This window comes from Pseudomonas sp. NA-150 (assembly GCF_044336365.1).
In the GTDB taxonomy this organism is placed as follows: domain Bacteria; phylum Pseudomonadota; class Gammaproteobacteria; order Pseudomonadales; family Pseudomonadaceae; genus Aquipseudomonas.
In genome coordinates this window covers 3,638,534-3,658,299 of sequence record NZ_CP172305.1, presented here as the reverse complement: position 1 = coordinate 3,658,299, position 19,766 = coordinate 3,638,534, and the positions used below count along the sequence as shown (strand labels likewise).

23 protein-coding genes, 1 tRNA gene and 1 riboswitch are annotated in these 19,766 nt (G+C 57.4%); of the genes, 15 read left to right on the top strand and 9 right to left on the bottom strand.

The window, feature by feature from the left end:
- Positions 1-5 precede the first annotated feature (5 nt).
- The 6 genes from ACF0H7_RS17225 to ACF0H7_RS17200 all read left to right on the top strand — a co-directional run bounded on the left by ACF0H7_RS17225 (position 6) and on the right by ACF0H7_RS17200 (position 4,512).
- The gene (locus ACF0H7_RS17225) at positions 6-1,271 is read left to right on the top strand and encodes a hypothetical protein (protein WP_397448114.1); all 1,266 of its coding nucleotides are present in this window, start codon (positions 6-8) and stop codon (positions 1,269-1,271) included.
- Positions 1,271-1,612, top strand: a complete 342-nt coding sequence (locus tag ACF0H7_RS17220; protein ID WP_397448113.1) for a hypothetical protein — start codon at positions 1,271-1,273, stop codon at positions 1,610-1,612. Before ACF0H7_RS17225 ends, ACF0H7_RS17220 begins: the two co-directional genes overlap by 1 nt.
- Entirely contained in the window at positions 1,609-1,977 is a 369-nt protein-coding gene (locus ACF0H7_RS17215; protein WP_397448112.1) for a phage tail protein, read from the top strand. Before ACF0H7_RS17220 ends, ACF0H7_RS17215 begins: the two co-directional genes overlap by 4 nt.
- A 58-nt stretch (positions 1,978-2,035) precedes the next feature.
- Positions 2,036-2,569, top strand: a complete 534-nt coding sequence (locus ACF0H7_RS17210) for a glycoside hydrolase family 19 protein (RefSeq protein ID WP_397448111.1) — start codon at positions 2,036-2,038, stop codon at positions 2,567-2,569.
- Positions 2,566-3,111, top strand: coding sequence for a DUF2514 family protein (locus tag ACF0H7_RS17205; RefSeq protein WP_397448110.1), 546 nt, complete (start codon positions 2,566-2,568; stop codon positions 3,109-3,111). The genes ACF0H7_RS17210 and ACF0H7_RS17205 overlap by 4 nt, the downstream gene beginning before the upstream one ends.
- 225 nt (positions 3,112-3,336) lie before the next feature.
- Positions 3,337-4,512: an EpsG family protein gene (locus ACF0H7_RS17200; protein WP_397448109.1), complete on the top strand. Its 1,176-nt coding sequence runs from the start codon at positions 3,337-3,339 to the stop codon at positions 4,510-4,512.
- A gap of 135 nt (positions 4,513-4,647) precedes the next feature.
- On the opposite strand, the gene ACF0H7_RS17195 is transcribed toward ACF0H7_RS17200, so the two are convergent.
- Together ACF0H7_RS17195 and ACF0H7_RS17190 are read right to left on the bottom strand one after the other, a co-directional pair.
- Positions 4,648-4,878, bottom strand: a complete 231-nt coding sequence (locus ACF0H7_RS17195) for a hypothetical protein (RefSeq protein WP_397448108.1) — start codon at positions 4,876-4,878, stop codon at positions 4,648-4,650.
- An 18-nt stretch (positions 4,879-4,896) separates the two neighbouring features.
- A complete protein-coding gene (locus ACF0H7_RS17190) occupies positions 4,897-5,577 on the bottom strand; it encodes an SOS response-associated peptidase family protein (protein WP_397448107.1) in 681 nt (226 codons plus the stop codon).
- A gap of 90 nt (positions 5,578-5,667) precedes the next feature.
- On the opposite strand from ACF0H7_RS17190, the gene ACF0H7_RS17185 reads away from it, so the two are divergent.
- Positions 5,668-5,964 carry a hypothetical protein gene (locus ACF0H7_RS17185; protein WP_397448106.1) on the top strand — a complete coding sequence of 99 codons (297 nt, stop codon included), beginning with the start codon at positions 5,668-5,670 and terminating at the stop codon, positions 5,962-5,964.
- 138 nt (positions 5,965-6,102) lie between these two features.
- Here ACF0H7_RS17185 and ACF0H7_RS17180 read toward each other — a convergent pair.
- A tRNA-Leu gene (locus ACF0H7_RS17180) sits at positions 6,103-6,189 on the bottom strand.
- 277 nt (positions 6,190-6,466) lie between these two features.
- The gene (locus tag ACF0H7_RS17175) at positions 6,467-6,802 is read right to left on the bottom strand and encodes a helix-turn-helix domain-containing protein (RefSeq protein ID WP_397448105.1); all 336 of its coding nucleotides are present in this window, start codon (positions 6,800-6,802) and stop codon (positions 6,467-6,469) included.
- 484 nt (positions 6,803-7,286) lie between these two features.
- Here ACF0H7_RS17175 and ACF0H7_RS17170 point away from each other — a divergent pair, with 484 nt between their 5' ends.
- Both ACF0H7_RS17170 and ACF0H7_RS17165 read left to right on the top strand, forming a co-directional pair.
- The gene (locus ACF0H7_RS17170) at positions 7,287-7,595 is read left to right on the top strand and encodes a hypothetical protein (RefSeq protein WP_397448104.1); all 309 of its coding nucleotides are present in this window, start codon (positions 7,287-7,289) and stop codon (positions 7,593-7,595) included.
- A 154-nt stretch (positions 7,596-7,749) separates the two neighbouring features.
- Positions 7,750-8,205: a carboxypeptidase regulatory-like domain-containing protein gene (locus tag ACF0H7_RS17165; protein ID WP_397448103.1), complete on the top strand. Its 456-nt coding sequence runs from the start codon at positions 7,750-7,752 to the stop codon at positions 8,203-8,205.
- Positions 8,206-8,216: 11 nt separating this feature from the next.
- Here the strand turns inward: ACF0H7_RS17165 and ACF0H7_RS17160 are convergent, their stop codons facing one another.
- The 3 genes from ACF0H7_RS17160 to ACF0H7_RS17150 all read right to left on the bottom strand — a co-directional run bounded on the left by ACF0H7_RS17160 (position 8,217) and on the right by ACF0H7_RS17150 (position 11,733).
- Positions 8,217-9,182, bottom strand: a complete 966-nt coding sequence (locus ACF0H7_RS17160) for a GlxA family transcriptional regulator (RefSeq protein WP_397448102.1) — start codon at positions 9,180-9,182, stop codon at positions 8,217-8,219.
- 173 nt (positions 9,183-9,355) lie between these two features.
- The gene (locus ACF0H7_RS17155) at positions 9,356-10,675 is read right to left on the bottom strand and encodes a voltage-gated chloride channel family protein (protein WP_397448101.1); all 1,320 of its coding nucleotides are present in this window, start codon (positions 10,673-10,675) and stop codon (positions 9,356-9,358) included.
- An 83-nt stretch (positions 10,676-10,758) separates the two neighbouring features.
- Positions 10,759-10,827, bottom strand: a riboswitch (Fluoride riboswitch).
- A gap of 60 nt (positions 10,828-10,887) precedes the next feature.
- Positions 10,888-11,733: an oxidoreductase gene (locus tag ACF0H7_RS17150; protein WP_397448100.1), complete on the bottom strand. Its 846-nt coding sequence runs from the start codon at positions 11,731-11,733 to the stop codon at positions 10,888-10,890.
- Positions 11,734-11,886: 153 nt separating this feature from the next.
- Here ACF0H7_RS17150 and ACF0H7_RS17145 point away from each other — a divergent pair, with 153 nt between their 5' ends.
- The 6 genes from ACF0H7_RS17145 (at position 11,887) to ada (ending at position 18,132) form a co-directional block, all read left to right on the top strand.
- A complete protein-coding gene (locus ACF0H7_RS17145) occupies positions 11,887-12,834 on the top strand; it encodes a LysR family transcriptional regulator (RefSeq protein ID WP_397448099.1) in 948 nt (315 codons plus the stop codon).
- A gap of 170 nt (positions 12,835-13,004) precedes the next feature.
- Positions 13,005-14,411 carry a nitrogen regulation protein NR(II) gene (locus ACF0H7_RS17140; protein WP_397448098.1) on the top strand — a complete coding sequence of 469 codons (1,407 nt, stop codon included), beginning with the start codon at positions 13,005-13,007 and terminating at the stop codon, positions 14,409-14,411.
- Complete coding sequence (locus tag ACF0H7_RS17135) at positions 14,408-15,043, top strand: response regulator transcription factor (RefSeq protein WP_397448097.1); 636 nt, start codon at positions 14,408-14,410, stop codon at positions 15,041-15,043. Before ACF0H7_RS17140 ends, ACF0H7_RS17135 begins: the two co-directional genes overlap by 4 nt.
- Positions 15,044-15,160: 117 nt before the next feature.
- Positions 15,161-15,535, top strand: a complete 375-nt coding sequence (locus ACF0H7_RS17130) for a response regulator transcription factor (protein ID WP_397448096.1) — start codon at positions 15,161-15,163, stop codon at positions 15,533-15,535.
- A gap of 255 nt (positions 15,536-15,790) precedes the next feature.
- Positions 15,791-16,507, top strand: a complete 717-nt coding sequence (locus tag ACF0H7_RS17125; RefSeq protein WP_397448095.1) for a LysR substrate-binding domain-containing protein — start codon at positions 15,791-15,793, stop codon at positions 16,505-16,507.
- A 536-nt stretch (positions 16,508-17,043) separates the two neighbouring features.
- Positions 17,044-18,132 carry a bifunctional DNA-binding transcriptional regulator/O6-methylguanine-DNA methyltransferase Ada gene (gene ada, locus ACF0H7_RS17120; RefSeq protein ID WP_397448094.1) on the top strand — a complete coding sequence of 363 codons (1,089 nt, stop codon included), beginning with the start codon at positions 17,044-17,046 and terminating at the stop codon, positions 18,130-18,132.
- Between the two features lie 28 nt (positions 18,133-18,160).
- On the opposite strand, the gene ACF0H7_RS17115 is transcribed toward ada, so the two are convergent.
- A complete protein-coding gene (locus ACF0H7_RS17115; RefSeq protein WP_397448093.1) occupies positions 18,161-19,108 on the bottom strand; it encodes a diguanylate cyclase domain-containing protein in 948 nt (315 codons plus the stop codon).
- 66 nt (positions 19,109-19,174) lie between these two features.
- The gene (locus ACF0H7_RS17110; RefSeq protein WP_397448092.1) at positions 19,175-19,753 is read right to left on the bottom strand and encodes a DUF4337 domain-containing protein; all 579 of its coding nucleotides are present in this window, start codon (positions 19,751-19,753) and stop codon (positions 19,175-19,177) included.
- Positions 19,754-19,766: the final 13 nt, after the last annotated feature.

Here is a 19,766-nt window from a genome sequence, read left to right as displayed (position 1 = left end):
AAACCATGGCGTGGTATCGCACCGGCACGATTGGCGTGACCATCAATTCAAATGCGGTGATCGGCACTGGAACGGCTTTCATTGCGAACAGCCGGGTAGGGGATGGCTTCCTCGGTCCTGATGGGCGCTGGTACGAAGTTACCAACATCGCCAGCGACACGGCGTTGTCGATTGCGCCGAACTTTCTTGGGGCGACCGGTACCACGGGGACGTTTGCAATTGCCCCGCTTCAGGGTTACCCAAAGGCCTTGGCAGATGGATTCAACGCGCTCAATAACCAGTTTGGTGCGACCTTCGCGGCGCTGGGATCGAGCGGTACCGCAGCAGGCATCAAAGTCGCGCTCGGTCTGAACACTACAGATGGCATCGCTGAAGGTTCGATAAACCTCTACTTCACCGGCGCGCGTGCCATAGGAGCGGTACTCCTGGGGCTGGATGTCACGCTGATCACGCCAATCACAGCGGCAGATTCTTTGCTGGTTGCCGCGGGCAAGCTTCAGGGGCAAGTGAGCGCCCGACTGAAATTAGCGGGCGGCTCCATGGCTGGCCCAATCAATGAGGCGACGGCACCTACAATCGCTTCGGCTGCCACGACTGATATCGGTGCTGCGACCTCGAATGTGATCGATATCAGCGGTACAACGACGATCACTTCGCTGGGGACTATTGCGGCGGGCGCTCGACGCAGCGTCCGTTTTACTGGCGCGCTGACGCTGACCTATAACCCGGCCACCATATTGTTGCCTGGCGCAGCTAGTATCGTGACCGCTGCAGGTGACACTGCCGACTTTCGGAGTTTGGGCGCAGGCGCGTGGGTTTGCTTGAACTTCACGCGCTTCAGCGGCAAACCGGTGGCGTATGTGTTTGATCGTTCGAACATCGTGGGTACTGTTAGCCAAGTAAGTGGTGTGCCGACGGGGTCAGTTGTGGAAACTGGATCCAACGCGAGCGGCCAATACGTAAAGCTTGCAGATGGCACTCTTATCTGCACTTCTCTGACGAACTACCCCGCGCTCTCGACTCCAACCGCGTACGGCACGGCATTCACTGGCCCTCAAGCCCCTGCTCTTACATATCCTTATCCGTTCATCGCCATTCCCAAATCTACACAGAACTTCGAGTTTGCGGGATTCAATGTTTGGTCATCCACGGTGATGGCGGGTAACCCTTTAATTGGGTGGGGACCTGTTTATCCAATGAGCCCTGTGACGTCGGGTTCATCAACCTTTAACGCCTTGATTTATAGAACAGCGATCGGGAGATGGTATTGATGAGAATTAGACTTGCCCCGCAGCGGCGCGATGACTCGCTCGAAGTGGTTCGCGCCGGAGACACGCTTTTGATCAATGGCGAGACATTCGATTTTTCCCAGATGCGTGATAGCGACACCCTGCCTCAAGGGGCAATTCAGTCCCGGTGGTTTGTCAGTGACATCGACAAGGCGGATGGTGAGTTGACGCTAACCCTACTATTCCCTAATCCATGGAACTACAGCCCAGAGCAGGCATTTCCTGCTGACTTGGTCGATGTGCCTGATGGTCCTGTCGTGTTTCCTCAGCCGCTGCCAACGCCGGCGCCGGACACCGATCCTATCGGGGAGAACGCCCAATGAGTAATATCGACTGGAGTCAACTCGTCACAAAAGCCATGAAAGATTCCGCCGCTGCCGCGCAGTTACTAGCGGCCATGAAAGCTGATATGGCTTCACGCAATACAGCCGCTGCCACGCAGATAGCCCGCATTCAGGATCGAGTCGACACGCTGGGGTATGGCGTCGACAGCGGCGAAGCGACAGCCGAGGATGAATCGGAGTTGGCCGCGCTTACCGTCAACCTCAAAGCCTGGAAGGCCTACAAGTTCGCGCTGGGCAAGGTGGCCGCGCAAACGACCTGGCCGACGGCGCCGGTGTGGCCCGTCATCCCGGCAAACCCGCTCATTGCAGCAGATCCTGAGTCGGTATCGCCAGAAACCGCGTAGCGAACTCGCGATCACCGATACCCGCCTTGAGCGGGTTTTTTATTGCCAGGAGAAACCCATGCCCATCACCACGCAGCAATTGCTACAGATCCTCCCGAACGCCGGCGCCAAAACCGGTATTTTTGCACCTGTACTGAACACGGCCATGGGCCGTTACCAGATCATTGGCCCCCGGCGCGCGGCTGCGTTCATTGCCCAGATCGGCCATGAGTCCGGTCAACTGGTTTACGTTCGAGAGTTGTGGGGACCAACCCCGGCGCAGGCCCGGTACGAGGGTCGTGCAGACTTGGGCAATACCGTAGCTGGGGATGGCAGTAAGTACCGCGGGCGCGGCCTGATCCAGATCACTGGCCGAGCCAACTATGCGGCGTGCGGCGAAGCGCTGGGCCTGGACCTGATCAATCAACCCGAGCTGCTGGAGCAGCCGCAGTACGCGTGCTTGTCGGCCGCTTGGTTTTGGTCGACCCGAGGGCTGAATACCCTGGCTGACTCCGGCAGCTTCGACAAGATCACTCAGCGAATCAACGGTGGCCAGAACGGCGCTGCGGACCGGCTGGCCCTCTATAACACCGCGCTGAAGGTGCTGGCATGACGTTCGCTCTCGACCTACTAAAGCGCTTCTGGCCGGTGCTCGTGATCATAGCCCTGCTGCTCGGAGCGGCTTACGGCCTGAACAGCCTCTATGACCACATCTATGACCAGGGGCAGGCGGCGGCCAATCTGGCTTGGCAGGACAAATGGGATAAGCGCGACAACTATGATAAGGCCGCAGCTCGGGCAAACGAAAACACCGAGCGGGCCAAAGAACAGGAACGTCAACTCTCAATCAACAAGGTGGTGGAAAGTGGTCAACAACTTCTCGATGCAGCGCAAGCTGCTGCTACTGCCTCTCGTGCTTCTGATGACAGCCTGCGCGCAACAGCAGATGACCTTGCCAATCGCCTCGCAGCCAGTCAAGCCAGCGGTAATTCCTGCACTGCCGCCTCAAGCAAGGCAGCTGCCCACGCCGCCAGAGTGTTGGCCGACGTGTTCAAGCTGGCTGACCAAGCAGCGGGAACAATGGCAAATGCTGCTGACCAAGCCCGAGTAAGGGGTGCGACGTGTGAGCAGGCCTATTACTCTATAGGGCAATAAAGGGAGCCCGTGCTCTTAATCCGGGTCGCGATCAATGCCGACCAAGGTCCGACAAGGCTACAGGCCCACCAAAAATTCGCCAGGAAGATCATAAGCTTAGGCGTTTGTACATACCACTAAGGAAGAGGGTTCGCACTCGATTGCAATGTACAGGTTAAGCAATCATAATGGCCCCCGGAAATTTACCGCCTTCAGTTGTGAAGGTGCTGCTTAAAGGGATTTAAAGTGTATTTTTATCTTATTATAGGTCTTCTCCTATGGGTCGCATCAATTCCAGGTTTGTTTTTAAAACAAGTATCTGATAGCAGGATTTTAAAGCTGCTACTTATTTCGGTATTAATTTTTTGGGGTGTTTGTTCATTTCGTTTTGAAACCGGCTTTGACTGGGTGGTCTATGAGCAATATTTTGATGATGTTGGCAAGGCGCCATTTATGCGGTTGCCGGCTGGCGTTGTTTCAATGGAGCCGCTTTTTTACTTGCTAAACTATGTAGTTGCTCTGGTTGGCGGATTTCAACTTCTATTGTTCGTGGTCGGGACGTTCAATACATATTGTGTTGCTAAGTTTTTTTCGGAATTTGAAGTTGACGGATCTTTTGGGCTTGCATTTTGTTTCTGCTGGATATTCCTGCCGCTTCAGATGGGCACTATAAGGCAGTCAATTGCAATTTCCTTTGTTCTACTAGCTATGTGTTATGCATTAAGCAAGGAAAGCAAAAAATCAATCGCATTTTTTGTAGTGGCGGTAGGGTTTCAGTATTCAGCCTTGTTGTATGCGTTTGTGTTTTTTGAGCGAGTGATTAAGTTTTTATTAGAAAAAATATGGTGGTTTACTTCAATTTGTGTCGTGTTTTATCTTTCAGGGGTTGGGTTGGGCCAGGTAGTTCCTTTGCTTAGTAAAGTCATACACATTCCATTCCTATCTGAAAAACTGGCAGTTTATGTTGATTTTGGGTTATCAAAAAGGACTCTGCTAGGGGCGGGATTTCTGTTTCTAAATTGTTTTATCTTGATTGCCGCAAAAAAATACATAACCGAAGTTGGCCGTCGAGAGTTGATGGTGATAGGTGCTTTAATTTGTTTGGTTGCCGCCCAGGCGCTATTTTTTGATTTTGCGATTATATGGAATAGGATTCAATATCTCGCCTGTTTTTCTCAGGCGGCAATCATATATTGGATCATGATGGGGTTTAGTGAAAAGCATCGAGTAGCTATCGCAATGGGGGTAATCCCGATAAGCTCATTAGCCTTATTCCTTTTCGTGTCATCCCCGTCGGCGTCTATTTTTATTCCCTATCAGTCATATATACAACATGCGATAACAGGCGAGCCCGGAGATGGTCGGTCTAGGACATTTCAATATTACAAACGCTTTCTTGAACAAAACGGGAAATCATTTTAATTACTTGCCGTCGATGTAGAGATAACGTCCGCATGCGTGTGCCAGAGCGGCACGACAGTTGACGATTTTTCGGGTGTCTGCGCCTTTATCACCGTCGACCAGGATCCTATGAGATGAATGCGTGTCGATAGCGGCTTATCTCAGCGTCGCCATCTTCTTATCAGTTGCCTGGCTGAAAAGGATTTCGAGCTCATCGATGTCCTTGGCGCGCATAGCCTCCAGGCAGATGATCGCAAGGACAAAGCCCTCGGCGATCCCTCCGGCCATTGTCGCATCAATGACTCCAGTTGCCTGCTCAATCCGTTTGATGATATCTGCGGCTTCAGTCTTGATCGCTTGTGGAATGATCATTTCTTCAAGGGTCATATCGTTCGCTCGTATGATCTAAAGCTCGACCGGCTGAATCAATTCTACCCCCTGATTCCGCACATTCCCCACCGCCAGGCTGACCTTGAACCACTCGAACACCTCTGATGGCTCACCCTGGTGGAGCGCCATCTGCTCGGCGCGTTCTTTGGGCGTGGCCGGGTCAAGCCATTCCCGGGCGAGTTCTGGCGTCAGCACAACCGGCCGCCGATCGTGAATGTCGACCATGCCGCCGGCGCTGTCTGCGGTGATGATCACGAAACCGTCGTTGCTTTTCTCTTCTCGGCCGTCGGCGGGATATTGGCCGATGGATGCGCAGAGGATCGGAGCCTGGTCTCGCCGGCGGATCAGGTAGGGCTGCTTCCTCGGACCGCCTTCATCAACCCATTCAAACCAGTTGTCGATGGGCGCGATGGCGCGGTGTGGCCAGATTGGCCGGTAGTACGGGTTGTGGGCGACCTTCTCAACTCGACCGTTCGGATGTGGCTGGCGATCAGTCCACTCTGGCCGCCAACCCCAGCGCACCGGATCAACCCGCAGAACCTCTCCATCCAAGTGGAGCAGGGCAACCCTGGTTGTCGGCGCGACGTTGTACCGCGCGAGGCGCAAATCGGTGGCCGCATCTACGACGGCGTTGGGCATGCTCAGCGCCTCGACAAAGTCGTGAATGCCTCGGTACTGCGAAAGTCTTCCGCACATGGTGTCACCCGTCGAATTTGCCGTATCCGTGATTGACCGCAAGTCTAGACGAAAGTTAACTGTATGCATGTACAGTTAAAGGTCACTTCCATGATGTATTTGATCGTTCAGCGCCGGCGCCTCGGCGTTGCACTGGATAAGAGGGCGCTCCATCGAGCGGATCCAGTTCGCGGTGATATTCAGATCGCCGAGAACCATAGCGCCCAACTCGGCAGGGTCACGGTTGAAGCCTGGATATTTACCAGCGCGCCGGGCGCTATAGATGTGTTGCCGAGGCTGCACGACGTTAGGGTGACCAACATGGGCTCGATTGGCATGAACCTGACGGGTATCGAACGGATCGGCGACGCCTTCTATTCGCAGTCGTGGTGGTGTCGGTTGGAGTGATGCATTCAGGGGATTTTGTTTGTTCGGCAGGACGCCGGGGGAGGGGTAAGAAAACCGAATTGCGGACCATGATTGTTTTTGCGGACCGGAAAACAACAAAGGCTTGAATGAGAGCCTCATGCAAGCCTTTGTATTATATGGTGCCCGAAGCCGGGGTCGAACCGGCACGTCCTTACGAACGAGGGATTTTAAGTCCCTTGCGTCTACCAATTTCGCCATTCGGGCGGCAGCGCCAAGAGCAGGGAGGATATACATCCCGACTCAGTGAAGCAAGGTCGCTGGACCAGTTTATGCGACAAAATTTTTCTTGAGGCGCCGAAAAAAAGCTCGGTAAATCATGGGCCTGTCGTCGCGTTTCGGTAAGTGTCATGCCTGAAGGCGACGCCGTGATGAACCGGTGGTAGCCCTATGATATCGTAGGCCTCACGTTCACTTGGCATCTATGTCAGAGAAAATAGAAACCCCGGCAGGGCCAACCGCCGGGGTTTTGCTTTTCCTGGGCTCAGTCCGCAGCGAGATGCATCTGCGCTAACCTGACGATTAGCGAGGTCATGGCCTGGTGCGTATCAAGCGGGATTAACTGCAAGTGATGCAACAGGGCGTATTCACTATCGTGAAGGTCGCACTTGCGGATGAGGGTCGGTTTGCCCGTGACCACGTATACGACATCGACACCGACCTCGGCAGCCCGCACCAGATAGAGTGCGTTGGGAGAACGTCGATCGTTTTCATAGTTCATCTGTGCATTGGCTTCTACGCCACAGCGCAACCCCAGTTCGCGTTGCGAAAAATTCAGGCGGATTCTCTCTTGTCTTAAACGACAACCGATGGTGTTCATGGGCCTACCTCCAGCGGCATCAGGGCCAGCAGCCAGCTTCTAAGATGGGACGTTTTCCACTTTCAAGGGTTCCACGCTATTGGGGCTGATTTCACGGTTCGATGCGAGTTTGCGGCGGCAAAATTGCTGTATCGATACAGCCGTTTCTACGCTGGCAACCCCAAAAAAAATCGCGGTGATTCTTGACCTTGCCGCGCAACGAGGTTGAACTAAGTTGTATGGTATTGAACCAAAGGATTAGGCGCGGTTGGTCTCCCATCAGTTGGCGAATACGAACATGAATACCAAAACGTTTGTTGCTGTGCTGTTTGCAATGGGTGCGGTATGGATCGCTGTCGTTTGGGGCGCGATGAGGTATATGGAGCTCCAGGAACCCCTGGCTATGCCTCCGTCGTTAATGAGCAGTGAGTCAAGTGGTCACTGACGATCGCCGGGGTGCTACCGCTGATGCGGCATGCGCCAGAAACCAGTGACGGAGTGAGAAATGAAGGATCTGCATACACCTTATGGCGTTCTCCGACCGTCCAATGCCGCTGAAATTATCAGCCAACCCTTGGATCATCGGATTTTGAAGCATGCACGCCGATGGCATCTAGTCGGGGTCTTTCTGCGCTGTTCGATCTGCGGCGAAGCACAGCGAGCCAGCCAAAGCGCTATAGCATTTTCCCACTTCGCGGGCTGTGAAGCGGCTCTTGACGGGGATGTTTATCCTTGGCGCGAGCTCGCCGACATTTTGCTGGATTTGCCGACAGCGGATGCAGGCAACAGCTCCTCCCCAGAGGTCGAAGGATGACCCCTAAGGGAAACGGGCCATCTATCGGGTATGGCTGAACGGCCCAGGCCTGCTCGCGTCAAATCCAGATAGAGGATTGCCGAATTACCGTTGGCAATGTGCAGGCGCAGGATTTGGCAATCGATGGTTCGATAAGAACCAAGGAGTGCCTATCATGTTTACCCTTCGCCCCCTGGCGGTCTTGATCGCCTCACTGACCCTTATGATCAGCAGTGTTCCGGCGTTGGCCGTGCAATCGCCGGCGGACCCTATTGATCCGTCTGCGGTGCAACTCAATCCTGGGGAACAGAACGGTGTCACCTATCTGTCGGGTGGTATCGGTCAGGATGAAGCCCAGGCGATCCGTCAAACCCGAGGCTATAACCTTCATCTCGAGTTTTTCGCCGGGCCGACCGATGAGTTCACCTCGGACGTTGATGTGTCGATTCAATCCCCGAATGGCAAGCAGTGGCTGATGCTCAATCAGACGGGTCCGATTGTGTTGGTAAAGCTGCCGCAAGGGCAGTACCAAGTCACCTTAAGTCGCAACGGGAACGTGAAGAAGGAGAATGTCACGATCAGCGCCAGCGGCGCCAAAACCGTCAATGTGCACTGGAACAGCTTGAACTAACGGCTGTTACGTCAGCGAAGGTCGGCGCGCAGTTCGCGCACGCCACGTCCCAGACGACGGCGCAACAAGGTGCGTAAGGTTGCGCCGTCGACATAACCGACTTCCGCGGCAATGGCCTCAATATCCAGCTTGCTGGTGCGTACCAAATGTTGCGCACGCTCGACGCGCAAGTCCTGGAAAAACTCCAGCGGCGACTTGCCCAGCACCGCCTCGGTGCGACGCTGCAACGTGCGTGAGCTGGTGGCCAACGCCTGTGCCGCTTTCTGCAAGGAAAACCCTGCTTTGAGCTGACCGCGGGCCCAGCGCTCGAAGCGTTCCATCAGCGGATCGGCGTGGGCCATGTGTTCCGGAATGATGTAGGGCGCTTGCGACGAGTGAATGTCGGCGAGCATGTAGCGCGCGACCAGGGTCGCCAGTTCGGGGCTGGATTTACGGATCAGCCACAGCGCGAGATCAAGATGCCCCATGGCCGCACCGGCCGTGACCAGCGTGCCGGCCGGCACCAGCATGCGCGACTCGTCGAGTCGAATGGCCGGGTAACGCTGACGAAACAACGGCCCCAGCCACCAACTGCAGGTGGCTTCCTGGCCATCGAGCAGTCCGGTTTCCGCCAGCAAAAAAGTGCCGATGCACGAGGCCGCGATCTGCGCGCCAGCGGCATGCCACGCCAGTAATTGCGCTTTGGCCTCCAGCATGTCCGCGCGGCTGAGTGATTGCACCAACGGCTCGGGCATCTTGGTGTTGAGTGCGGGGATGATCACCCAGTCGGGGACCGAGTCGGTACTGACTGCCTGAACGGGCACTTCCAGGCCGAGACCGGTATGCACGGTCTGCCGCACGCCAACCACACTGATCTCGAAACTCGGCGCGCCATCCAGCAACATCGCGCCCAGCTCGTTGGCGGTGGTGAAGGCGTCCAGCAACACGGTGAGTCCGGTGTCGAAGACGCCCTCAACGGCCAGAATGGTGAGTCGCATGGTTAGGGCCTTAAAGTCGAGTCGCGGGTCAACAACTTAGCAAACTTGTCGGGGGAGATATATGAGCGTCGTCATAAGAAGTAAGTGATTTCCTGACACACCGCGTCAAGCCATTCGCTAGCACGTTGGCACCACACAGTCTACACAAAGATCTAGTACAGCCTCACCTCAGCCTACCGCTCCTGCTTATCCTCAACAGCCACATTCACAGCGTTTTTGGCCTCGAACTGCTTGAGTTCCGACAAACGCAATTCTTCCGGCAACGTCGGACGATGTTTGCTGCGACCCACGCGCTGGGCGTGATAGATACCGGTATGGCCAGATACCAGGTAACTGGCGATACAGGCGATAGCCGCCAATGGGCCAATCTCCGGGCCAAACAGTTCCATGGCCATGACGATGGTGGCGAGGGGCGTATTGGCTGCGCCGGCGAACACCGCGACAAATCCGATACCGGCCAACATCGCGAACGGCAGGTGCAGCAGCGGGGCGAGGGCGTTGCCCAGGGTGGCGCCAATGTAGAACAGTGGAGTGACTTCGCCGCCCTTGAAGCCGGTGCCCAGCGACACCACGGTGAACGCCATCTTGCCCAGCCAGTCCCACGACGCCATGGGCATTTCGAATGACTGAACAATGCTTGGAATTCCCAGCCCGATGTATTGATACGTACCCAGGGTCCAGACGGCAATGGCAATCACGATGCCGCCAATAAAGGGTCGCAGCGGCGGGTAGACGATCAACCTTTTTACCCAAGCGCCGAGGGTGTGGGTCGCCGTGGCGAAGATCAGCCCGACCAGCCCGAAAATCACCCCGGCCACCACCACCGACAGCACGCTCCAGAACTGCACCGGGACGATTTCGCCCATCGGGTAGTGGGTGTGAATCACCCCCCAGGCCAGCCCCACTTGATCGGCGACGATGGCCGCGACCATGCATGGGAACAAGGCGTCGTAGCGCATGCGCCCGATCGCCAACACTTCAAGACCGAACAACGCACCGGCCAGCGGCGTGCCAAACACCGAGGCAAAGCCGGCGCTGATGCCCGCCATCAACAGGATCCGCCGGTCTTCACGGCGCAGGCGGAAAACGTGGGTGAGCTGGTCTGCCAGCGCGCCGCCCATTTGCACGGCGGTGCCTTCACGGCCCACCGATGCGCCGAACAGGTGCGAAATCAACGTACCGCCGAGCACCAGCGGCACCATGCGCAGCGGGATAACCTTCTTCGGGTCGTGAATTTCATCGATGAGCAGGTTATTGCCGGCATCCACCGGTTTGCCGATCAGGTGATACACCCACCCGACCGCGAAGCCGGCCAGCGGCAGCAAGGCAATCATCCAGCGATGGCTTTCTCGCCACTGGGTGGCGTGGTCGAGGGCGAACAGGAAGAACGCGGACGCACAACCGGCCAGACTTCCGACCACGCACGCGATGATCAACCACTTGCCCATGTAGGGCAGCAGGTCGAGTTGCTCGGGACGACGAAATTTAAACATGTGATCAGCCACGAAAAGGACAAGGTGGGTCTGACCAAAAAGGGGGTTCTGAGGGCAAGCACCTACAGACCTGTTTTGATCAGGTGTCTGTAGGCATCATCAGTTGCGGCCAGCGCAGCGGTTAATGGAGGAATGCCATCTCCAGTGCGTCGATCATAGCCAGCCGCCACGGGGATGTAAAACTTTGTGACACCCCCGGGCAAGCTTCAGCACTATTCGGTGACGTCAGTGCTCAAGGTCAAGGCTTTCCACTGTTCGATCTCCGCCTGCAACTGCTCGAGTTTGGCCGAGACAAACTGCAGCGCATCGGAACCCAGCAGTAAATGTGCCGGCGGCTCTTTCGCCGCGACCACCGCGATCATCGCCGCAGCCGCCTTGACCGGATCACCGGTTTGATGCCCGCTACGTTTGGTCCGAGTTTCCCGGACCACGTTAAAGGTGTCGTCGTAATCGGCGATGCTGCGGGGCGCGCGAACCATCGAGCGGCCGGCCCAGTCGGTACGAAAACCACCCGGCTCGATGGCGGTGACGAAGATCCCCAGAGGTTTGACCTCTTTGCCCAATGCTTCGGAAATGCCTTCCAGGGCAAACTTGCTGCCATGGTAATACCCCAATCCCGGGAAGGTGGTGATGCCGCCCATGGAGGTGATGTTGAGGATGTTGCCGCGTCGGCGTTGGCGCATGTACGGCAGCACCGCTTTGGTCACCGCCACGGCGCCGAACACGTTGACGTCGAACTGCTGGCGCAGCTCCTCGAGGGAGGACTCTTCCACCAGCCCTTCATGGCCATACCCGGCGTTGTTGACCAGCACATCAATCGCGCCGACCTGCTGCTCAACATCAGCCACCACCGCGTCGATGGCGGCGAAGTCCGTGACATCCAGGAGGCGCCCGAACGAAAACCCTGGCTTGAGTTGATCGAAGTCGGCCCGGGCCGCTTCATTGCGCAAGGTGCCGACCACGCGTTGTCCGCCTTCCAGCAGGGCATCCGCGAGGGCCTTGCCAAAACCGGAGCTGACACCGGTGATGAACCAGGTTTTTTGCGTGGTTTGGGTCATGGCGTGTTCCTCGAAAGTCAGTGGCATCGTTTTTACGTGGGCTGTCACTGTTCAGACAATCCACATAATGGTTAAAAGGCTTTGAAGCCCATCTTCACAATGTTGAGTGCTATAAATGAGGCACTTTGAGTGCATCACCGTGAAGGACATCCCATGCGCCAGGATCAACTCGACGGTCTCGTGACCTTTGTCTGCGTCGCCCAATTGTCCAGCTTCACCGCGGCGGCCACGCGCCTGGGCGTCAGTCCCTCGGCGGTCAGCCAGGTCATTCGTGGTCTGGAGCAGCGCCTGGGCACGCCGTTGTTCAACCGCACTACTCGCAGCGTCGCCCTGAGCGAGGCGGGTGCGCGATTTCTGCAACGGGTGGAACCCGCCGTGCTGGAACTGACCACGGCCGCCGAAGAGTTGAACGATAGCACCGGCGAACCCTCCGGGTTGCTGCGTCTTAATGTGCCCCGGGCGGCGTACATGACGGTCCTGCAACCGGTATTGGCAGATTTCCTCACGGCGTATCCAAAGATAGACCTGGAACTGACCCTCGACGGGTCGCTGGTCGATATCGTGCGCCTGGGTTACGACGGCGGCATTCGTTTTGGTGAGTTCGTCGAACGCGACATGGTGGCGATTAAACTCGGCCCGGCCTTGTTCGCCCATGTCGTGGCGTCTCCCGACTACCTGGCGCGCCACGGCACCCCCTCGCACCCGCGAGAACTGGTGGAGCACAACTGCATCGGCTTTCGCCATTCCAGCAGTGGCGTGGTCGAGCGCTGGGAGTTCGACAAAGGCGAGGAGCACCTGCAACTGGCGTTGAGTGGCCGCTTGATCCTCAACGACTCTGCGGCGCTGGTGCAGTCGGCCCTCGATGGACTGGGCATTGCCTACATGATCAATGGCTACATCGAACACTTCATCGCGCAAGGCCGGCTGGTCCGGCTGCTGGAAGACTGGAGTCCGGCCTTGCCCGGCTACACCCTGTATTACCCGGATCGCCGCCGCGTGACTCGCAAGTTACGCGCGCTCATCGATTTTCTGCGTGACGTCGAGTGGTCGCAACCGGCGGATGCCGGCGCGCTGTTCGTGCTGCCGACTCAACACGATTAGCGAGATTTCAGACTGAGAGAATGTCCTGCCCCGTGCGGTCCATCACACTGAGGGCCGACGAGATTCAGTCGATGAAGGCCCCGTGCTATCGTGTGTCACCCATAGAGTCTCAGGCTCGATGTTTTCCCCCAAAACAAATCCGGACCAGGTCCGGAAAAGAGCGCATTACCGTGACGAATTCGTCCCATGCGATGCGCGTAGGCGCGATCACCCTGGCGTTGGTGATTTTCATCATCGACGCCGTGACACCGATGGATATCGCCATTGCTGTGCTGTACGTGCTGGTGGTGCTGATGGCCGCCAACGCGTTCTCGCGCATCGGTCTGATCACCGTGACCCTGAGCTGTATGGGGCTGACGCTGCTGGCGTTTTTCATCGACCACGACGTGTACATGGTGCCGCCGCTGGGGCGCTGCCTGATCAGCATCGCGGCGATCAGCATCAGTGGCGCGCTGGCGCTGCGAAACAACACGATCAACAGCCAGTTGCAGGAGCAGGTCAAACTGCTGGCGCAAACCCACGATGGAGTGATCGTGCGCGATATGCAGCACCGGATTCTCAGTTGGAACGCCGGTGCCGAAGTCCTGTATGGGTGGTCTGCAAAAGAAGTGCTCGGTAAAAAAATCACCGACCTGCTGCAATCGAAAATCAGCACCTCTTTCGATGAAATCATGCAAATCATGCTGGCCGAAGGTGCATGGGAAGGCGAGATTTCCAGCACTTGCAAGGATGGCAGGCGCGTCACCGTGACCTCGCGCTGGTCGTTATCGCGCGACCGTGATGGCAACCCCCAGACAGTGCTGGTCACCAACAACGACATCACTGCAGCCCGGCAGGCCGAGGAGGCGCTGCATCGGTCGCAGGTCGAGCTGGCGCACATCACCCGGGTCACGACCCTGGGCGAACTGGCGGCGTCAATTGCCCATGAAGTCAATCAACCGCTGGCAGCGGTCACCACCAACGCGGAGGCCGGGCTACGCTGGCTGAACCGCGACGTGCCGGACCTGGGCGAAGTGCGCAGTGCGATCGGCCGCATCGCAGGCGAGGCCCAGCGCGCCAGTGAAGTCATCAAGCGGATTCGCGAGTTGTCGCGAAAATCCGAGCCGCAGCATCTGCCCCTTGATCTGGGCGAGGTCGTCGAGGAATCGCTGGGGTTGCTCAAGCGCGAGCTGGCGCAACAGAACGTTGCCCTGCGCCTGGACCTGGGCAGCGATTTACCGGCGGTGCAGGGCGATCGTGTGCAATTGCAGCAGGTGATCATCAACTTGGTGATGAACGGCATTCAGGCCATGGCCAGGGTCAACGAGACGCAACGGTTGATGGCGATCACCCTGGCGCAGAACGCCGATCAGCTGATTCTGCAGGTACAGGACAGCGGTCCCGGGATTCGTGAAGAGGACATTGCTAAACTTTTCACGGCATTTTTCACCACCAAAACAGAAGGACTGGGCATGGGTTTGTCGATTTGTCGCTCCATCGTCGAAGCCCATGGCGGGCAGATCGGCGCGCACAACCTGCCAGACGCCGGCGCGGTGCTGAAAATAGCGCTGCCGCTGCCTGAGGAGCAGTGCGCATGAGCCTGTCTGACGACAAACCGGGTGAAGGCCGGCAGGTGTTCATCGTTGATGACGATGGGGCGTTGCGAGAAGCCTTGAGCAGCCTGTTTCGTTCCGTCGGCATGAACATCGAAACCTTCGCCTCGGCCGATGAGTTTCTCGCTCATGCGTTGCCGGCGGTACCGTCGTGCCTGGTGCTCGATGTACGCCTGCAATACACCAGCGGCCTGGAATTCCAGACCCAGCTGGCAGCCTCTGGCATTGAGATGCCGATTATCTTCATCACTGGCCACGGCGACATCGCCATGACCGTCAAGGCGATGAAAGCTGGCGCGGTGGATTTCCTCGCCAAACCGTTCCGCGATCAGGATCTGCTCGACGCGGTGTCGGTGGCGCTGGAGAAAGACCGCAAGCGCCGTGAAGGTCAAAAGCAAACGGTGCAACTGCAGCAGATCTACGCCACGTTGACCGCTCGCGAACAAGAGGTCATGGGTTATGCGGTGAGTGGGCTGATGAACAAGCAAATAGCCGGTGAAATGAACCTGAGTGAAATCACGGTGAAAATACATCGGGGGCATGCCATGAAGAAAATGCAGGCCAAGTCATTTGCCGAATTGGTACGCATGGCTGAACTGTTGGGCGTTCGCAGATAAGGATGAAGAAACATACTTGGGTATTATTTATTTAACGGTCGACGTTTTTTATAGTGGGGCATGCCTAAGAAATACCTGCCAACCGGGCGGTGTGCTGACGTTGAAGGTAGATAACCCGTGTCGTTGAATCCCGTGATATCCATTGTTGATGACGAAGAGTCGGTTCGCGTCGCCATCGACAGCCTGGTGCGGTCGTTGGGTTATGAGTCCTGCATCTTTTCCAGCGCGGAGGCTTTTCTTGCCTCCGAGCAACTATCGACCAGTGCCTGTTTGATCACCGACGTGCAAATGCCCGGTATGAACGGCCTGGAGCTACAGCGAGTGATCGTCAAGAGTGGGCGCAAGTTACCGATCATTTTCATGACCGCTTTTCCAGAAGCCGGCATCAAGGCCCGCGCTGAACAAGAGGGCGCCAGCGGTTTCCTGAGCAAACCGTTCGATGGCCAGACCATGATCAACTGCATTGAGCAGGCCCTCGACAGCCATCATTGATCGCTGCCGGAGGTGAGTGTCAATCTCGTCTTTTTTAAGTTCACCGGCGATGGTTAGTCTTCGATTGATCGTCATCGGGCAGTGCTCTGCGCGGCTGTTTCTGACGGAGCGACCATACAAAGGTTTATCGCCGCGACGCCCAGGTATTAATCCACTACACCGATGTACAGCTGTTGGTCGATACCGCGCTGAATTAAGGTATTTCTCAGACGCGAAGTTGTTCAATCATACACTTCATAAGAAGGATTACTGATCATGGCGCTGGCCAAACGCACTGTTTCTGGTTTCACCCAAGAAGCTCAAGGCAGTGTGTTCGAGCCGCGCACGGTGCCGTTCAATCCGGGGCAGTGCCGGACCGAGTTTCGCATTGGCCTGTGTGGCGACGTCGAGTACGCCTTGCTGCCACAACTGTTGCGTCGACTGCGGTTGGACACGCCGGGCGCCACCCTCAAGGTGCAACGGCTCGACGGTGAGCAACTGACTGGCTTGCTGAACAGTGGCGAGATTGGTGTCGGCCTTGGTTACCATCAGCCATCGGACGGCGGCGTGCACAGCCAGGCGCTGTGCACGTTGAAGCTGAACGTGTTGCGCAGTGACCGTGCGCCCGGAACCATCGATCTCGACCAATATTGCGCCCGACCCCACGCACAGGTGAGCTACTCCAGCGACGTCACCGCGCACATCGACAACACGTTGAAAGCCCAAGGGCGCCAGCGCCGGGTGGAAGTGTCGGTGCCGCAGTTCAGCACCTTGCCGATATTGATGGCCAACTCAGATTTGATCGCCACGGTGCCGGATTATGTGGCCAAGGCGATGATCGCCCTGGGCGGCCTGCGCAGCGAACCCATGCCGCTTGACGCACCGGACCTGCTGCTCTCCATGACCTGGGGGGCCGGCAGCCAGGCTGACCCCGCGCAGCAGTGGCTGCGGTCGCGGATCAGGATGTTGTTGCAGGATCAGGCTGATGACTAAACCGATCTCACCGTACTTAACCAAGGATTGACCCTGTATATCGTGAACCTGTCTTCGTGCATGGCATTGCCAGCTACTCCATCACCGAGTTCACGCCGCTCAAATTCCATCCGGCGTTAGCCGAGATTGTGTAGGCGCGGGGCGTTTCTCTGAAGTCTGGCCCGTCATTAGTCCGGCGCAGATGCCCTGTAGGAGCTGCCGAAGGCTGCGAAAATGCCAGAGCACTCACCGCGCTCGAGTGCCAATCGCAGCCTTCGGCAGCACCTACAGGTCTGGCGTCGTACGCTGAATCTGTGGGAGGCAGGTGTCGAGGTCGGCATGCTGGGTCTCTGTCGCCAGAACGTCTGCGTACAGGATGACGAGGGCAGGGCCATCAGGGCCAAGACCGGTTTATGATGCGAGTCATAGGCAATGCTTATGGCTTATCCGATGGATGAAGCCCGATCGAGTTTGAAAGCAAGACCCGGAGTGTGACGGCGCGTGCTGTTTGCCAAGGTAACCACTGGCATACTCACGCACTGCATGGAGTGATCAGCATGAACCTGGCGCACAACCCTCAGAACAGTCACGTTACGACCACCACGGAAAACGATCCCCGTTGGGCGCGCATCGTGGCGCGCGATCCCGAGTCCGATGGACAGTTTTGGTATTCGGTGAGCACCACCGGTATTTACTGCCGCCCGTCGTGCCCGTCTCGGGCAGCCCATCCGCACAATGTCCGCCTGCACGACAGCCTGGAACAAGCCCAGGCCACTGGATTTCGCGCCTGTAAACGCTGTAACCCAGACGGCATTTCCCCAGGTACGGCCAATTCAATTCTGGTGGCCAAGGCCTGCCGCCTGATCGAGCAACAGGACGCGCTGCCATCGCTGAGCAACCTGGCGCAAGCGGTGGGTCTCAGCGCCAGCCACTTTCACCGGCTGTTCAAACGGGAAACCGGTTTGACCCCTAAAGGTTACGCTGCCGCACATCAGGCCGGGCGGGTGCGCGAGGAGTTGCTCAGCAGCCAGTCCATCACTGAGGCGATGTACGACGCCGGGTTCAATTCCAGTGGGCGCTTCTACGAAAAATCCACCGGCATGCTGGGCATGACCCCGAGCCAATACCGGGACGGCGGGGCGGATGAGGTGATTCGCTTTGCCATCGGCCAGTCGTCCCTCGGCGCGATTCTGGTGGCCTCCAGCGCCAAAGGCGTGGTCTCAATTTTGCTGGGCGATGATCCCGCCGAGCTGTTGTGTTCGTTGCAGGACCGCTTCAGCAAGGCACGGCTGATGGGCGGCGACGCCGAGTACGAATCGCTGGTGGCGCAGGTGGTGGGCTGTGTCGAAGCGCCAACGCAGGGGCTGGATTTGCCGCTGGATGTCAGGGGCACCGCCTTTCAACAACGGGTATGGCAAGCGCTGCGGGACATCCCGGCGGGGACGACGGTGACCTATTCGGACATCGCCCGCGCCATCGGAGCGCCGACCTCCATGCGCGCCGTCGCCGGAGCCTGTGCTGCGAACAACATCGCGGTGGCGATTCCTTGCCACCGGGTGGTGCGTCACGACGGTTCACTGTCGGGTTATCGCTGGGGCGTCGAACGCAAACGTGCCTTGATCGAGCGCGAGGCGGTGGTCAGTTGAAACGCCGTTCCTTGCTGTTGAATTCAGGTCAAGCGCTAAAGTCAGCGTACTCGGCGCCCATCCGACCGTTGCGTTTGACCTGATACAGCAACTTGTCGACCTTCTCGACAAACTGCAGGGCCGTCATTTCGGCTGTCGGGATGAGGGTGCCAACGCCGAGGCTCAGGGTCAGTAGCGGCGAAATTTCCGACTTCTCATGGGGAATTTGCTGTTGACGGACCAGTTGCAAACATTTTTCCGCCACGCGCTGTGCCTTGTAGGCGTCCGTCTCGGGCAGTAGCCAGACGAATTCTTCGCCACCGATACGGGCAATGAAATCCTGGGGCTGGTTCGCCGCCTGGGACAGTGTTCGCGCCACCTGGCGCAAGGCTTCATCGCCTTTCATGTGCCCGTAGTGGTCGTTGTACTGCTTGAAAAAGTCGATATCGAGGATGATCAGCGACAGCGCCGTCTGACCAGCCTGGGCGGCGGCCCATTCGCGCTCCAGCACGGTGTCGAACATGCGGCGATTGGCGACCCCGGTCAGCCCGTCCTGGAACGAAAAGGCTTCCAGTTGTTTTTGCAGGCGAATCAAATGCTCTTCGGTTTTCTTGCGTTCGCTGATGTCGAACATGAAACCGACCAGCGCCTCGACTTCGCCATCCTTGCGCACTACATGGACCACATCGCGGATCCACACGTAGTCGCCTTCCTTGGTCAGCGCCCGATAATCCGCCTCATGATCGACCCCGGCCTGGGATTGCGCGACGCAAAAGTTGACCACGTAATCGCGATCATCCGGGTGCATGCGCTCGACCCAGTCATTGATCCCGCCCCAACTGTCCTGCTGCCAGCCCAGCAGCTGTTCAATCTGTGGCCCGATGTAGCTGAAGGTCATGGTTTTCCAGTCGATCCGCCAAGGGATCGCCTTGGTCGACTCCAGCAGGGTTTTATAGACAGTGTTGTCGGACTCAGCAGGCAGGTTAGCGTCGTGCATGGTTCAACCCGGTGTCGATGGCGAAGGTGCGCGGTAGCATGTTGCCAGTTACGGCGCAGCGCAAGATCAAATATGCAACCACGCCATCGTGCCCAACACCACGCTGACGCTGGCCGCGCCGTAGGCCAGTTTTTTCATCCATTCGCGACGCGTGAGCAGGGTAATCGCTGCCAGCGAGATGGCGATCTGAATCACGGTCATCGCTTGCGCCCAGCGATGGTGCCGGTGCAGGGCCACTTCCGATTTTTCATCCCATTCCTTGGCTTCGGTTTCCAGGCCTTCGGCGACTTTGCGTACGTCTTCTTTCTGAGCCTTGTAGCGCTCGGCTTCGGCGACGTAATGCGCAGCGTCAACACCGGGAATGTGGGTCGCCAATTCGGCCAGGTTTTGTCGGCTGGACTTGGCCTGGTAGTAGTTCCACTGGTTGGAGGCTTCGGTTTTCTTGATCGCGGCGTTGTTTTTGTCCATTGCCGCTTCGCTTTCCGTGGACCCTGCCTGGTAACTGAGCAAGGCACCGACGGTGGCCATGATTGCGGTCATCACCGCGATTCGGCCGGCGAAATTGTCGCGGCTACCGTGGGCGTGATGGGTAGCGTGTTCGACGTGTTCTTCGTGAGGACTGGGGACTTCAAAGTCTTCAGACATGGACGCTTCATCT

Bases quoted from the DNA above. Each gene is read 5' to 3' on its own strand.
- ACF0H7_RS17190 (WP_397448107.1), bottom strand. From the start codon at position 5,577: ATGTGCGGAAGACTTTCGCAGTACCGAGGCATTCACGACTTTGTCGAG.
- ACF0H7_RS17115 (WP_397448093.1), bottom strand. From the start codon at position 19,108: ATGCACGACGCTAACCTGCCTGCTGAGTCCGACAACACTGTCTATAAA.
- ACF0H7_RS17185 (WP_397448106.1), top strand. From the start codon at position 5,668: ATGATGTATTTGATCGTTCAGCGCCGGCGCCTCGGCGTTGCACTGGAT.
- ACF0H7_RS17145 (WP_397448099.1), top strand. From the start codon at position 11,887: ATGCGCCAGGATCAACTCGACGGTCTCGTGACCTTTGTCTGCGTCGCC.
- ACF0H7_RS17175 (WP_397448105.1), bottom strand. From the start codon at position 6,802: ATGAACACCATCGGTTGTCGTTTAAGACAAGAGAGAATCCGCCTGAAT.
- ACF0H7_RS17165 (WP_397448103.1), top strand. From the start codon at position 7,750: ATGTTTACCCTTCGCCCCCTGGCGGTCTTGATCGCCTCACTGACCCTT.
- ACF0H7_RS17125 (WP_397448095.1), top strand. From the start codon at position 15,791: ATGGCGCTGGCCAAACGCACTGTTTCTGGTTTCACCCAAGAAGCTCAA.
- ACF0H7_RS17210 (WP_397448111.1), top strand. From the start codon at position 2,036: ATGCCCATCACCACGCAGCAATTGCTACAGATCCTCCCGAACGCCGGC.
- ACF0H7_RS17135 (WP_397448097.1), top strand. From the start codon at position 14,408: ATGAGCCTGTCTGACGACAAACCGGGTGAAGGCCGGCAGGTGTTCATC.
- ACF0H7_RS17220 (WP_397448113.1), top strand. From the start codon at position 1,271: ATGAGAATTAGACTTGCCCCGCAGCGGCGCGATGACTCGCTCGAAGTG.
- ACF0H7_RS17225 (WP_397448114.1), top strand. From the start codon at position 6: ATGGCGTGGTATCGCACCGGCACGATTGGCGTGACCATCAATTCAAAT.
- ACF0H7_RS17215 (WP_397448112.1), top strand. From the start codon at position 1,609: ATGAGTAATATCGACTGGAGTCAACTCGTCACAAAAGCCATGAAAGAT.
- ACF0H7_RS17110 (WP_397448092.1), bottom strand. From the start codon at position 19,753: ATGTCTGAAGACTTTGAAGTCCCCAGTCCTCACGAAGAACACGTCGAA.
- ACF0H7_RS17160 (WP_397448102.1), bottom strand. From the start codon at position 9,182: ATGCGACTCACCATTCTGGCCGTTGAGGGCGTCTTCGACACCGGACTC.
- ACF0H7_RS17170 (WP_397448104.1), top strand. From the start codon at position 7,287: ATGAAGGATCTGCATACACCTTATGGCGTTCTCCGACCGTCCAATGCC.
- ACF0H7_RS17205 (WP_397448110.1), top strand. From the start codon at position 2,566: ATGACGTTCGCTCTCGACCTACTAAAGCGCTTCTGGCCGGTGCTCGTG.
- ada (WP_397448094.1), top strand. From the start codon at position 17,044: ATGAACCTGGCGCACAACCCTCAGAACAGTCACGTTACGACCACCACG.
- ACF0H7_RS17150 (WP_397448100.1), bottom strand. From the start codon at position 11,733: ATGACCCAAACCACGCAAAAAACCTGGTTCATCACCGGTGTCAGCTCC.
- ACF0H7_RS17195 (WP_397448108.1), bottom strand. From the start codon at position 4,878: ATGACCCTTGAAGAAATGATCATTCCACAAGCGATCAAGACTGAAGCC.
- ACF0H7_RS17155 (WP_397448101.1), bottom strand. From the start codon at position 10,675: ATGTTTAAATTTCGTCGTCCCGAGCAACTCGACCTGCTGCCCTACATG.